Consider the following 14,098-nt stretch of genomic DNA (forward strand, 5'->3'; position numbering starts at 1 on the left):
GGCTCGCTTTGCAATGATGTCAGAGCGAAAAACTATAAGGAGTGTTCTGGATGAATACCAAAAAACCGTTATCGCTCACCGCTAAGGTCATCCTTGGTATGGTAGCCGGTATTTTGACTGGATTTGCGATTCGCGCCCTGTTTGCAGGAAATGGATTTGTAGACGCATATATCGTTAATGGACTGTTTGATGTTGGCGGCAAGATTTTTATCGCCAGCTTGAAAATGTTAGTCGTGCCACTGGTGTTTGTTTCACTGGTATGTGGTACGAGCTCACTCAAAGATCTCTCCACATTGGGCAGAATGGGCAGTAAAACCTTAGGTTTTTATCTCGCCACCACCGCGATTGCCATCACTCTTGCACTCACTATGGGCAGCTTATTTCAACCGGGAGCAGGGGCAGATTTAACCGCCGCCAGCAATTTTACCTCGGCGGAAGCCCCGTCTCTGGGTAAAGTGATTGTGGATATGTTCCCAACCAACCCAATCAGTGCAATGGCGCAAGGCAATACCTTGCAGATCATTATCTTTGCCGTTCTGTTTGGTGTGGCAATCAGTGCTGCTGGCAAACCCGGAGAGCGCATTGCTCAGGTGTTCAATGATCTCAATGAAGTGATCATGAAGCTGGTTGCGATGCTGATGCACTTAGCTCCTTACGGCGTATTTTTCTTGATGGCCAAGCTCTTCACCGGACTCGGACTGGGGGCAATTTTGAATTTAGCTGAATACTTTGTGGTGCTGGCGGGGACTTTGTTACTGCATGCCTTCGTCACCTATGGGTTGATGCTGAAAACCTTTGCAGGCCTGAATCCAATGGTGTTTTTCCGCAAAATGGAAGATGCGATTATGTTTGCATTTTCGACTGCGTCATCCAATGCCACCATTCCTGTCACCATGGAAACGGTGAAAAACCGTTTGGGCGTCGATAACAAAGTGGCTTCCTTCACCGTACCACTCGGTGCAACGGTGAACATGGATGGCACTGCGATCATGCAAGGTGTCGCGACCGCATTTATTGCGCAAGCCTTTAACATCGACCTCACCATGACCGATTACCTGATGGTGATCCTGACCGCGACACTGGCTTCTGTCGGTACTGCGGGTGTGCCTGGCGTTGGCTTAGTTATGCTCGCCATGGTACTTAACCAAGTGGGTCTGCCACTGGAAGGGATTGCGCTGATCATGGGTGTCGACCGTCTACTGGATATGATCCGCACTGCAGTGAATATCACTGGTGATGCCTGTGTCTCTTGTATTGTGGCGAAATCTGAAAACGCCTTTGATGAAGCACGTTTTGCCGATCCAAAAGCGGGTGAAAAAGAAGAAACGGTTCACTTATCTCAAGCTCAGTAAACTTAGCGACTTCACTGAATGTGACGTAAAAAAATCGCCCCACACATTTGTGGGGCGATATCATTCTTAGTCTAGCGTTTTCCCGCTTTCGGCTGAACATTCAAACACAAAAGCTTAATCACATAAGCTTATTGGCTAAACTTTTGACGCATTCTCTGTAATAAAGAGCGCTTTTTCGTTTTGCTTTTACCAAACTGAGCTTGATGCATCGCTTGTTTAGCGATCATTTGGCCTAGGTAAACAGAACCGAGTTCATTATTCATAACACATGCCTCTTTGTTGTTGAGTGACATTTTGCGCTCAATATAACAGCGAAAAACAACAAAACAAGAGTATGGTCACGTTTTTTTGTAGTTTTATTACAAATTAATGGCGTTTTGGTTGTTTGTACGTTTTACCTGCCGCTTGGTAAACGTCTTTTTGCTTGATATCGAAAAAGCCATCAAAGAACCAAGCGACAAATTTCACCACGTCGTCACCTTCGTTCATGATGTGTTCGACGTATTCTTGTTCTTCGCCCTGCTCATCCACTTCCGTGGTCACATGGTAAATACGTTGCTCACCTTCGACTTCAGCCAAAGCAAACTGACCTGAAAGCGATTGCGCCGCTTCAGCAATCGCCTCGTCTTCGCTGCTTTTTAGCAGTTCTAGGGCTTGCGGTAACGTCGCTTGCTCACATAAAAGTTTAATTAAGGCTTCAAATTGACTCTGTTGCATGATGTTTCCCCGTAGAAAGCACTTCCCCATAAAAATGAGCGGCGATTATATACACTTCTCCACCTGAGCGGCAGTGAATCTCGATGGAGAGAGAAACCTTTTCCTAACCACTTTGGATTGCCCTCTTAGCTTAGGCAAGCACCGCGCTTAGCTTCATACGACCATTAAGTCGCACCATCATAAAAACGGCAGCAACCATCACCATCGCCGCCAACATAAAACCTAACTGAGTTAGCCCAAAATGGCTTAGGAAAGCAATGGCGACATAACTGACACTTTGCACTAAAGTCGAAAACATTTGTAACCCACCATCGGCACGCCCACGCTGATCAATGTTGACGCTATAGTGCATCCAATTCGTGCGGGCAATCCGATTTAAGGCGTTAAAAGTACCAAAGAAAAAAGTACAGAGAATCAGTGACTGCGGCGATGCCGACAAACTCATCCCAATCAATGCCATCGTTGCCAATAGCATGGCTCCGATGATGATCTTTGGATGCGTACTGATCCCAAGCAACCGACTCACAAACAGGCCAGTGACTAAAGAGCCCATACCGAAAGCGATGTTATAACCCGCAAACCAATCACCTGAAATATTCATCTCGGCAAACCAGATCGGCACCAACTTGCTCAGAAACGTTAAGATTGGGTAGGTTAACGTCGAGAGCATGAGAAACGCGTAAAACTGTGGGCGTAGAGTAAACACCTCTCGGCTCTCTTTGATTTGTTCGAAAAAAGAGGCCGAGTGAGTTTGTCGTAATTGACGACGATAAGGTGCCAACAAATAACTGCTCATTGCGATCCCAGAAGCTAAAGCCGCAAAGCATGCAAACTCAAACATGCCCCACATTTCAAGCAGTACAACCCCCAATGCGCCAGATCCCAGCGTGGTCGCTTGCATAATCACTTCTTGTTTACCTGAAATGGACGCGTATTCGTGGGGTTGAAAGTGCTCTTGGGTAAACGCATTGTTAGCTGACCATGCCAAGTTACTCGATGTCCAGAATACGAGCTGAGCGGCTGCTAATAATCCCATTGAGTCATAACCCGCGCCATAACACAACGCCACCACTACAGCGGTTCCGGCCTGTAAAGCCTGCACCAACACCAGAAGCTGTTTTCGAGAGCTGCGATCAATTAAGGTTGAGAAAAATGGGGTAAGAAGAAAAGAGAGCACCGTACAAACTAAAGCCACTATCGCCACAAAAGCGCCCTGATTTGGTTTTGAGAGCATCATCCAAGGTAATGCCATCATAAATAGTCCTGACGAAATACCATCAAAAAACAGTCCTGTAAGGTAGTATCCCGCACGCGTTGTATTATTTTTTTCCATGTTAATATTCCAATTGAAGCCAACTGGGTGCTACGGTAATACCTCAAGTTAACTTTAGGTAAAGCGTTTTTTTCAATAAAACGGGTGTACCCAAACCACTTAGCGTTGCAACCCGCACGGCTGCAACTTCAAGTGGGCAGGAAATAGAAGGCTCGTTCGGTCAATGGGAGACAAATCATATGGAGATGACAGTAGGCGAAGTGGCGCAAAGAGCGGGCGTGAAGGTCTCAGCGTTGCATTTTTATGAACAGAAAGGATTGATCCATAGTTGGCGTAATCAAGGCAATCAACGGCGTTACGATCGTAGTGTACTGCGCAGGATCGCGGTGATTAAGGCCGCACAAATGGTCGGACTGACCTTAGAAGAGATTGCCGAAGCTCTGGCACATTTACCAAAACATGAAGCGCCCACTCGTCAAGATTGGCAGCAAATGGCTTCTCATTGGCACCATTTTCTCGATCATCGGATCCAACAATTAAACGCATTGAAAGAGGACTTAAGCGGCTGCATTGGCTGCGGATGTTTATCTCTTGAGTCTTGTGCTATCTACAATCCCAAAGATATTCGCGCTATGACTTTCGCGGATAAAACACGCTTATCGCATCCAGAAGAGTGGAGCCGTTAAACCAGATTTGACATTGTACTTAGACGGTAAACCCAGCTTACTTACATCGGCACTTGCGCAGCGCTAGGCTGCGAGTGCGCTTTTTTCGTTGCGATCAACACACTCAACATCGTGATGCCGACCAGAATATAAAACACACCCATTGCATTTTGGCTAGTCACCCAATGCTCCACCAAATATCCTCCCAGTAAACCTGCGATCCCCATCTGAATCGAACCAGAAAGCGCAGAAACCGCCCCCGCTTGTGATTTATGAGGTGATAACAAAAGCGTTGTAGCCAATGGAAAAGAGATGCCCTGCGCGATGCTCAGCCAAGTAAAAGCCCAAATCAGGTTAAACACGGAGAATTCGGTCAGCAGCAGCCAAAGGCCCGCAAATACCATCAAGCTAATCGCACACCCCAGCAATTGACGCACCGAAAAACGAGAAGTCAGCATGTTTACAAGCACGCTGCCCAGTAATAAACCTGAAGAGGGAATAATAAGGGTCGATCCGTAATCGGCTGCGGTCATACCTAGCTGTTTTTGGAGCAGAAAGGGCAAAATGGATAAGGTGACCAAGCTGGCTAAATAACTTAACCAGTTGTAACTTGCACTACTGGTGACTTGTTGATTAGTAAGCAGTTTAGCGTAGTTAATCACAATGCCACGCCATTGAACTCGCCGTTTTGGGTAAGGCAGCGTTTCTGGCAGGATCATCAACCCGAGCGTAAAAATCGCTCCAATATAGAGCAGCACAAAAATAAACACCGACTGCCAGCTTAAATGGTACGCCAGCCATCCGCCAAGGACTGGTGCAATAATTGGCATGATTGAGGCGGTGATTGAGAGATATGAGAGAGCTTTGGTCAGATGGAAACCATCATAGCTGTCTCGCAACACACTACGCCCAAGTACCGAAGCACTGCCCGCCCCTAATCCTTGCAATAAGCGTCCAAATTCAAGAGCTTGAAAATGATCCGACATCATCACGCAGAGCACAGTACCTAGCAAATAGATACCTTGCCCAAGCAAAAACGTCGGGCGTCGGCCTACGGCATCGGACAGTGCGCCATAAAATAGCTGTGAGCCACCAAAACCCAGTAAAAAGAGCGTGACGAGCATCTGCGCACTCGCTTGATCGACCTGTAAATCACGGCTAATCAGAGGCAGTGAGGGCAAATAAATGCTCACACCCACTTGGCCAGTAGCGATGATCATCATCGCAAGTAGCATGGGGGTGCGGCGAAAACGAGTAGAGGTTTGTGCGTTCATGGCAGAGAGTCTATATTGGCAACTCTTATTTGATAATCTCGCAAATTGGAAATAAATTAGTTCCAACCAAGAATAAATAAGGGCACGAGATGGACTGGCTGCAGAGCGCAAAAACCTACATCAAAGTCGTTGAGGAAGGCAGTTTCAATGGCGCAGCACGCAAACTCAACACCACCAGTTCGGCGGTCAGTAAGCGTATTCACTGGCTTGAGGAGCGTATTGGAGTTCAACTGCTGAAACGCACGACACGTTCAGTTACGCAGACCGAAGCCGGAGCGCTTTTTTATCAACGAGCCAAAGCACAGTTAGAAAGCTGGCAATCCGTGGTCGATGAAACACGCTCCGTCAACCAAACGCCCGCAGGCTTGCTGCGTATCGGTGCAACCTTAGCGGTCGGCTCTAAATTTTTGATGCAGTACCTCGATGAGTTTTTACAACGCTATCCCGATATCCGCGTTCAGCTCATCACCACCACACCGGGACAATTACCTGAACTGCATCTCGATCTGTTCATCAGCCGTGAAATTGAGCAGCTCAATTCGCTTAGCTTCAAAGCCACTCCCCTATTTGAGTATCAAGCGGCGTTTTATGCCTCTCCGAGCTATTTGGCTAAACATGGCGTTCCACAAACGCTACAGGAGTTAACTGAGCACAATGTGCTGTGCTGGGGGGAGCAAACATTTCGCGAAGTAAAAACAGCGCAAGGCAAACGTCTCACGTTAACGGGCAATTTCGCCACCACCAACCCTGAAGCCTTGTTTTATGCAGGGAAAGCCGGCATGGGGATTATTGTCACTGGGCATATTATGATCAAAGAAGAGCTAAAACAGGGCAATTTGGTTCGCCTATTGCCTGATGTCACTATAGATCAAGCGACCGTATACGCGTACTACCCCAAATTGGAGTACCAACATACCCGTACTCAGCTATTCCTTGATCATTTAAAGCAGAAGTTAGTGCAAAACAAAACTGAATAAGTGACTTTAATGTCAATTAATAGATCGAAATTCCTGCTTGCAGTCTAATTTTTTTGCTCAGTAAATGATTGAAATAAAAAAGTAAGCCTAAAAATCCATGACTAATCCATAAAAATTGGGTGGAAAATCATCCAGAACTCATCAATAGTAACTACATGCATATAAATCCAAATGGCTTGGAAGCAAGGACTACCTTCCAACTTATTGGACAGAGAACTTCGCCGTGACGAGCTCCATATTGTCAGTTACCGCTAGAGAGATCAAAGTATGACGAGCACTCAATTGAAATCAGAGAAACTGAGTCTGGATGCCATACACCACTTCAATGGGCTTTGCGGTTCAGAGCTACTTTCTCAAGCCACACAGTTTCTGCATAAAACGTTTAATAGCCACAGTTCAATGGTAATTGAGCTCGACAAAATGCGCTATAAAGCACACAACCTGTCTTGTGCCAGTATTGAACCCAGTGGTTTAGAGCCTGATTACGAATTGCATGGCACACCTTGTGAGCAAGTCGGGTTAATGCAGCAACCTTACTGCTTATTCACACACCAAGTCGCCGAACGATTCCCTACCGATGGCTATCTGGTAGAAAACCAGATTGAAGCCTATCTTGGGATCCCGATTTCGTTCTCCAATGGTGAAAACTACGGCATCCTGATCTCCACCTTTACTCGCCCATTGGAACAGTACGATAACTTAGTTTTGACCCATCAAATTTTGGCTCAAATGATCGCCCATGATTTGGAGTGCCAACAGATCGCCGCTCGCTCGCAAAGTTTAGTCAACCAACTACGCCATGAAATATCCCATGATAATTTAACAGGTCTAATGAATCGTAATGATTTGGCTGAGAAGCTGACCGCTCTTGTTCAAGAAGACCGACATCATTTCACCCTAGCCTTTCTTGATATTGATGAGTTTCGTTCGATAAACGATCTGTATGGGCACTACTTAGGCGACCTTGTGTTGAAATTTGTCGCGGATGCGATAAAACAAGCAGTCCCCGAAGAAGGATACGCTTTTCGCATCGCCGCTGATGAATTTGCGTTTTTGACCACAGATCGTGAGCCGATGAAGATCTGCCAAACCATACTCAACAAGCTGGCGCAAGATTATATCGATCAAGATCGTCGCCTCAAAATCAGTGTCAGTATTGGTATAGCCAAGTACAGTGGTGAAAAACTCAATGCCGATCAATTACTGTTCAATGCAAGTCTCGCTTTAAAAGAGTGTAAACGGAACCATAACACGCGCATTCGTTTCTATGACAACTTACTCAGCAATCAATACTATCGGCGTACACAAATCATTGAAGCTTTGCGTAGTGAATTGAGTAAGCCAATTCATCAAACTGAGCTGTATGTGGTCGTACAACCGATCGTGAAAAAGCATCAAAGCAATTGGGACTATTTTGAGATCTTAACGCGTTGGAATAGCAGTACGCTCGGTGTGGTGACACCACTGGAATTCATTGAAGCAGCAGAGCAATCTGGCCTGATTGTCGAATTTGGCGAACGTATTCTCGAATTGGCCTGCATCGCGAAACAAGAATTAGAACAAGGTATTGACCAAAAAATTCGCTTAAGCATCAACTGCTCCGCCGATGAGCTAACGCATTCCAATCGTTACCTTGAGCATCTATTAAAAACCATTAAAGCCTATGGTTTTCAAGCCGACGAGTTCACCATTGAACTGACAGAAACGGTTTTACTCTCTAAGGCCGCAGAAGTGTGCAGTATTCTCACCATATTGCGTGAATTGGGTTTTAAAATTGCCTTGGATGACTTTGGAACAGGTTATTCGAGCCTTAACTACATCCATAGTTATCCGATTGATTGCATCAAGATTGACGCAGCATTTGTGCGTAACTTACTTACCAACCAAACCTCTGAGAGTATCGTATGGTTGATTATTCAGCTTGCCAACCAGCTTAAACTCGATCTCGTCGCTGAGGGGGTAGAGAACCAACAAGCGCTGGATAAACTCTATCAAATGGGCTGTGAGCAAATTCAAGGGTATTACTTCAGTCGACCTGATTTACCGAGTGTGATGATTGAACGCTGGCAAAAAGGGACGAATGTAACTCAAATGGCGAATTAACCAATATTCTCAACGCAGGCTTCAATCCAAACGATACGCCAAAACAGCAACGGCTAGAAACGACAAAGCCCCGTAACGGGGCTTTGTATTCACACTCGATTTTATTGCGCTGCTAGCATGCTTTCTTGGCGAGCTAACATCTGGTCAAGCTCTTTGCGCTTGGCAATAAACTGCGCCATCTCCTTCTTCGGCACTGAACTTGCCATCGGGATATTGGCTTTCATGGCGTTGACAGGACGACCACGCACGATTAACTCATAGTGCAGATGAGGACCTGTCACACGGCCGGTATTACCCGATAATCCTATCCGCTGACCACGCGATACTTTCTGCCCTTTCTTGACCAAAATCTTGCTCAAGTGCAGATAGCGCGTCATGTAAGTATTACCGTGCTGAATCACCACATAGTTGCCCGCATAAGGGTGATTACGTGTCATGACCACAACACCATCACCTGAGGTATACACAGGAGTACCAATTGGCATCGCAAAGTCTGTACCGTTATGCGGCGCTACGCGCTTGGTCACTGGATGCAGACGTCTCGGGTCAAAGTTTGATGAAATACGCCACTTGCTGTCCACCGGATAACGTTGGAAAGCGCGTTGCAAGCTATCACCATTCTTATCGTAATACTGACCGTCTTGGTGCAGATACGCGGTAATCTCTTTGCCACGGTTGAAGATTTTAATCGCCTGAATTTCAGAATTACCGGTGAGCTTTTCTCCGACGAGCTGACGCGATAGTACGACTTCAAAGCGATCGCCACGACGCAAATCACGGCCAAAATTAATTTTGTCTTTCAGCAGAGTGACGATTTGATCCACATCGGCGGCACCAAGGCCAGCACGATTAGCCGAGAGAGAAAAGCTACCGTCCACTTCACCAATCAGAGGCTCAACCTTCCACGTACCAGGAATTTTGCGCTCTTCAAATTCGTAGCTACCATCGTTTAAACGCGTATAAACGGCGCGGTCAACGAGGCTAAACTCCAGCTCCATTTTGGCCAAGGTGTTATCGCTGCCTTTCCAAAAACGCAGCACGTTACCCGGCCGTAACGTATCAAGAGCGAGGTAGTTTAAGTCAGTTTCCATGACTTTCATTAGCTCGGTATAAGCAAAACCAAGCTGATTAAAGATAGTACTTAGGTTATCACCCGGCTTGATTTCATATTCATAATCCGGATGGCCCACTTTGACCACTTCTACAGTATGTTCTGCTGAAGAGAACTGTACGAGCGGAGATTCTGGAAGAGACAACTCAATACGTTGTTGCCGCGTGGGACTGTTTAGCGAAGAAGATATCGCGGCCACAGCCAAAAGCGGCAAACCTACTAGTGTCGCTTTCTTTCGCATTGAAAGCTCAGAAAATCGCAAAATAATAGATTTAGATATCACCAGTTTACCTGTGGAAAAAAGTCAAAACTCGGCCAAGAGTAAGGGTTTCAGCGCGGTTTGTCACCTACGCTTTCGTCAATTTAAAGCAAAAAAGGCACATTTGTGCCTTTCAAAAATAGAGGATTTTGTGTGCTAGCAGCAACTTAGTTGTTTGTGATTTTTTGAGCTTTCGTAAAAAAATGCTACCCAAATCACTGATAGGTGGTTAACAAACAGTTTTCTTCGCCAAAACCGTTAGCAATATACTGATCAGCATGGGGATCATTGACCCACTCTTGTTTATCGAGCAAATAACGGAACTGAAATTCACGATCTTTCGGCAAACGAGTTTTAAATTTGAACGTGCTTGATTTGGCCACTTTTTTCATTGGCTCAGGCTGCCAACCTAAAAAATCGGCCACAATCGCCACTTCAGAGGCCGCTTGCGGGGCATCGCATTCAAAAGTGACTTCCACTTCATCTTTTGTTTTAAGGAACTTCTTGTTAATCATGTCAAACTCCATCTTCGAACAAAAAACAACCAACCGAAGGAATCATAGGTAATTTGTTATCTATACTCAACCTACAATCTCTCAATTAAGTGCATATCTTGAAAATCATCGGTGCTCTGTTTTTCCGCATGAAATTCCAATTAATCGCAGTCTTTTCCGTTAATGTTGGGAAAATGTGACGTTACATGAAGTTAATTCAATGAAATTAAAAGATTAATTTTTTGACTCTGCCCGCCTAGCGATAGGTCAGTCAACTGAAGCCGCCCTTTACAGCCTATAAAATGAGCGTAGAATCCTCGGCGTTTTCATTTCCCTATTTTTGTTAAGGTGATCAACTATGTTTGCCATCTATGAATCCTATAAAGCCGGTCAGTTGCAACCCAAACAATGGGTCAACAATATTACAGCAGGATTGATAGTTGGGGTGGTGGCACTGCCGTTAGCCATGGCGTTTGCCATTGCATCGGGAGTAAAACCAGAACAAGGAATTTATACCGCTATCATCGCGGGGATTATTGTTTCCCTGTTTGGTGGTTCACGCGTACAAATCGCCGGCCCAACCGGCGCGTTTATTGTTATTCTTGCAGGCATCGTAGCCGAACACGGCGTGGCTGGATTACAAATTGCCACCATCATGGCGGGCTTTATTCTAGTGGTATTGGGGCTCGCACGATTAGGTAGCATCATTCGCTATATTCCTGACCCGGTTATCGTCGGTTTTACTTCAGGCATTGGGGTGATCATTTGGGTGGGGCAATGGCGTGACTTCTTTGGCCTTCCTGAAATTAAAGGTGAGCACTTTCATCAAAAACTGGTGGCGATTTTTCATGCTTTCCCACAATTCCATCTCACAACAACACTGCTGGCTTTACTGTCTCTGGCTTTAGTGATTTTTGGGCCGAAAATTCCCAAACTCTCAAAAATTCCGGGGCCGCTTTTGGCCCTTGTGGTGGTCACGTCGCTGCAATATGTGGTGGGGTTTGATGGCGTCAGAACCATTGGGTCAGCGTTTGGCGGTATTCCACAAGGCTTACCTGAGTTTGCGCTACCGGATCTTAGCCTAAGCCAAATGATTCAACTGATTGGTCCTGCCTTTGCGATTGCGATGTTAGGTGCAATTGAATCCTTACTCTCCGCCGTAGTTGCTGATGGCATGGCTGGCACTAAACACAACTCAAACCAAGAGTTGGTTGGACAAGGGATTGCGAATATTGTGGCCCCTCTATTTGGTGGTATTGCTGCAACGGGTGCGATCGCGCGAACCGCGACCAACATTCGTAATGGCGGCAATAGCCCAATCGCTGGAGTCATGCACGCGCTGACGCTGGTCATTATTCTGCTCGTACTCGCACCTTTGGCGGTGAATATTCCTCTCGCGACGTTGAGCGCGATTCTATTTGTGGTGGCTTGGAATATGAGTGAAGCGCCGCACTTTGTACAACTGGCTAAGCGCGCACCGCGTGCTGATGTGGCGATTCTACTGCTCACCTTCGGTTTGACCGTGTTTGCCGATCTGGTCGTGGCAGTCAATATCGGTGTGATCATTGCTATGTTGCACTTTGTAAAGCGCATGGCATCGAGCGTTGAAGTGAAGGCCAACGGCTCGCAAGAGATGAGCTACGAACTGGCACAACACGGCAGAAGTACACTGCCTCGTGAACTGGCGGTGTACGCGCTAGAAGGCCCCTTCTTCTTTGCTGCGGCAGAAACGTTTGAACGTGTGATGGGCAGTATTCAAGAAACCCCTCAGATCTTAATCTTGCGTTTAAAATGGGTGCCTTTTATGGATATAACGGGTATTCAGACGCTGGAAGAGATGATTCAAAGCTTCCACAAACGTGGGATTAAGGTTTTGATTTCAGGTGCCAATAGTCGAGTCTCACAAAAATTGGTCAAAGCAGGCATAGTCAAACTGGTCGGCGAGCAGAATGTCTATCCCGTTTTTGAAGTCGCTCTCAGCGCAGCATTAACGGAAATTGAAGCCCAACCCACCGAGTGATTGACGTAAACGACTTGATATTTACGCATCGAGTCGAAGCGAAAGACCATACTTCAACCTAAGCCTCCGAGAGCAAGGAGGCTTTTTTATTTTTATTCTCTTCTTAATCGAAGCTACAGCAGTGCTGACTACCACACTCGTGGCTAACAATATGCTTTACGCCACACAATGACCAAGCAATCGCTTTGTGGTCTTATTCATCAACAATGACACTTTTAACAATAAATATACAAAAAACCATCAAAGCTTGAAACATCAGGAAATTAATTTGAATGCATACCCAAAATAAATGAATAGTATTGCGTAGGGTGTCAAAAATAGATATTCTTGCGCCCGCTGATTAAATACGGAAATGCAGTGAATTTTTATGCCAAGGTGTGGCGAATTTCGACTGAACAGTGTGTCTGAATGACGCAGCATGAATAGAGATAAATAATGCAAGATAACGCGCAAACCTTAGAGCCACCAGCGAAGGCTGGCACAGGTAATCTGTGGATGTTCCTGATCCCTTCTCTGATCGGGCTTTTCCTCTTTATGGCTCCCATCAGTTACGATGGATCGTTAACCATTCCAGTGGCGGTGTTGGCCAAGTCCGTTCAAGCGCTGTTTGGGGATTCTCTGGTGACTGTCGTTACGGCAATCATCGCCTTTATGTCGGTTGCCTCTGTTATCTGTAAAGTCTTTAAACCAAGTTGGGTCATGTCTCGTCCTTTCTTAAACAGTTTGTTTAATCCTTCTTGGCTTTGGTTAACCGTGCGTGTGATTGGCGGAGCTGCCGTGATCATGACATTTTTCCAAATCGGTCCAAAAGCGATTTGGGAAGAAAATACGGGTGGACTGGTTTTGCAAGGCCTGCTCCCAACGCTATTTTCCGTGTTTATTTTCGCAGGCTTACTGTTACCTTTGCTGCTTAACTTTGGCTTGTTAGAGCTGTTTGGCAGCTTACTGAGCAAAGTGATGCGCCCTTTATTCAATCTACCGGGTCGCAGCGCAATCGACTGTATGGCTTCATGGCTGGGCGATGGTAGCGTAGGCATCCTACTCACCAGTAAACAATACGAAGAAAAATTCTACACCCAACGTGAAGCAGCGGTAGTTGGCACAACCTTCTCTGCGGTATCGATCACTTTTAGCTTAGTGGTGATCGCCCAAGTCGAGCTTGAACACCTATTCCTACCTTTCTATGGTGCAGTCTGTTTAGCGGGATTGGTGGCAGCAGTAGTTATCCCTCGCCTTCCTCCTTTGTCATGGAAAAAAGATACTTATATCGATGGCAGCAAGCCTCATCCTGATGCCGATGCGATCCCGGAAGGTCACAGTGCGTTTTCTTGGGGCATGGAGCTGGCTTTAGCCAAAGCGGCAAAAGTTAAATCCGTCCAATCGGTGATCGGTGAAGGCATACGTAACGCCGTCGATATGGTGTTTGGCGTACTGCCTGTCGTGATGGGGCTTGGCACTATTGCCTTGGTGATTGCTGAATATACTTCGGTATTCTCCCTGCTTGGCCAACCTTTCATTCCGTTTTTAGAGCTGCTGGGCGTACCAGAGGCTGCCGCGGCTTCAAAAACCATTGTGGTTGGCTTTGCGGATATGTTTATTCCGGCCATTTTAGCGGCCTCTATCGATAACGAAATGACACGCTTTGTCATTGCAGCGATGTCTGTGACTCAGCTTATCTATATGTCTGAAGTCGGTGCACTACTGCTCGGTAGCCGCATCCCAGTCAATATTGTCGAGCTGTTTGTCATTTTCATTTTGCGCACCCTGATCACTCTGTCGGTGATTGCCGCAGTCGCACATCTGCTGTTCTAATCTGTCTCCCTATTAAGAAGCGCCATCAGCATGGCGCTTTT

Annotated in this window: 12 protein-coding genes; 6 read left to right on the forward strand and 6 right to left on the reverse strand. The window is 46.2% G+C overall.

Annotated features, from left to right (window positions below; all coding sequences use genetic code 11):
* Positions 1-50: 50 nt before the first annotated feature.
* Positions 51-1,352 carry a dicarboxylate/amino acid:cation symporter gene (locus T411_RS0107425; RefSeq protein ID WP_001093088.1) on the forward strand — a complete coding sequence of 434 codons (1,302 nt, stop codon included), beginning with the start codon at positions 51-53 and terminating at the stop codon, positions 1,350-1,352.
* Positions 1,353-1,480: 128 nt separating this feature from the next.
* Here T411_RS0107425 and T411_RS1000000121490 read toward each other — a convergent pair whose 3' ends face one another.
* The 3 genes from T411_RS1000000121490 to T411_RS0107440 all read right to left on the reverse strand — a co-directional run bounded on the left by T411_RS1000000121490 (position 1,481) and on the right by T411_RS0107440 (position 3,402).
* The gene (locus tag T411_RS1000000121490) at positions 1,481-1,615 is read right to left on the reverse strand and encodes a hypothetical protein (protein WP_001058399.1); all 135 of its coding nucleotides are present in this window, start codon (positions 1,613-1,615) and stop codon (positions 1,481-1,483) included.
* A 103-nt stretch (positions 1,616-1,718) separates the two neighbouring features.
* Positions 1,719-2,069, reverse strand: a complete 351-nt coding sequence (locus tag T411_RS0107435) for a hypothetical protein (RefSeq protein ID WP_001187740.1) — start codon at positions 2,067-2,069, stop codon at positions 1,719-1,721.
* A 130-nt stretch (positions 2,070-2,199) separates the two neighbouring features.
* Positions 2,200-3,402, reverse strand: a complete 1,203-nt coding sequence (locus T411_RS0107440; RefSeq protein WP_000414458.1) for an MFS transporter — start codon at positions 3,400-3,402, stop codon at positions 2,200-2,202.
* 179 nt (positions 3,403-3,581) lie between these two features.
* On the opposite strand from T411_RS0107440, the gene soxR reads away from it, so the two are divergent.
* Positions 3,582-4,028 (forward strand): redox-sensitive transcriptional activator SoxR, encoded by a 447-nt coding sequence (soxR, locus tag T411_RS0107445; protein WP_000426189.1) that lies wholly within the window; start codon positions 3,582-3,584, stop codon positions 4,026-4,028.
* Between the two features lie 41 nt (positions 4,029-4,069).
* On the opposite strand, the gene T411_RS0107450 is transcribed toward soxR, so the two are convergent.
* The gene (locus T411_RS0107450) at positions 4,070-5,281 is read right to left on the reverse strand and encodes a multidrug effflux MFS transporter (protein ID WP_000993857.1); all 1,212 of its coding nucleotides are present in this window, start codon (positions 5,279-5,281) and stop codon (positions 4,070-4,072) included.
* 89 nt (positions 5,282-5,370) lie between these two features.
* Here T411_RS0107450 and T411_RS0107455 point away from each other — a divergent pair, with 89 nt between their 5' ends.
* Together T411_RS0107455 and T411_RS0107460 are read left to right on the forward strand one after the other, a co-directional pair.
* A complete protein-coding gene (locus T411_RS0107455; protein WP_000383983.1) occupies positions 5,371-6,258 on the forward strand; it encodes a LysR family transcriptional regulator in 888 nt (295 codons plus the stop codon).
* A 267-nt stretch (positions 6,259-6,525) separates the two neighbouring features.
* The gene (locus tag T411_RS0107460) at positions 6,526-8,361 is read left to right on the forward strand and encodes a putative bifunctional diguanylate cyclase/phosphodiesterase (protein WP_000204840.1); all 1,836 of its coding nucleotides are present in this window, start codon (positions 6,526-6,528) and stop codon (positions 8,359-8,361) included.
* A 101-nt stretch (positions 8,362-8,462) separates the two neighbouring features.
* Here T411_RS0107460 and shyA read toward each other — a convergent pair whose 3' ends face one another.
* Entirely contained in the window at positions 8,463-9,755 is a 1,293-nt protein-coding gene (gene shyA, locus T411_RS0107465; protein WP_001882946.1) for a peptidoglycan DD-endopeptidase ShyA, read from the reverse strand.
* Between the two features lie 191 nt (positions 9,756-9,946).
* Positions 9,947-10,246: an isoamylase early set domain-containing protein gene (locus tag T411_RS0107470; RefSeq protein WP_000608713.1), complete on the reverse strand. Its 300-nt coding sequence runs from the start codon at positions 10,244-10,246 to the stop codon at positions 9,947-9,949.
* A gap of 337 nt (positions 10,247-10,583) precedes the next feature.
* Between T411_RS0107470 and T411_RS0107475 the strand changes: the two genes are divergently transcribed.
* A complete protein-coding gene (locus T411_RS0107475) occupies positions 10,584-12,245 on the forward strand; it encodes a SulP family inorganic anion transporter (RefSeq protein ID WP_000457413.1) in 1,662 nt (553 codons plus the stop codon).
* A gap of 435 nt (positions 12,246-12,680) precedes the next feature.
* Entirely contained in the window at positions 12,681-14,057 is a 1,377-nt protein-coding gene (locus T411_RS0107480) for a YjiH family protein (protein ID WP_001153650.1), read from the forward strand.
* Positions 14,058-14,098: the final 41 nt, after the last annotated feature.

Source organism: Vibrio cholerae ATCC 14035, from assembly GCF_000621645.1.
Taxonomy (GTDB): Bacteria; Pseudomonadota; Gammaproteobacteria; order Enterobacterales; family Vibrionaceae; genus Vibrio; species Vibrio cholerae.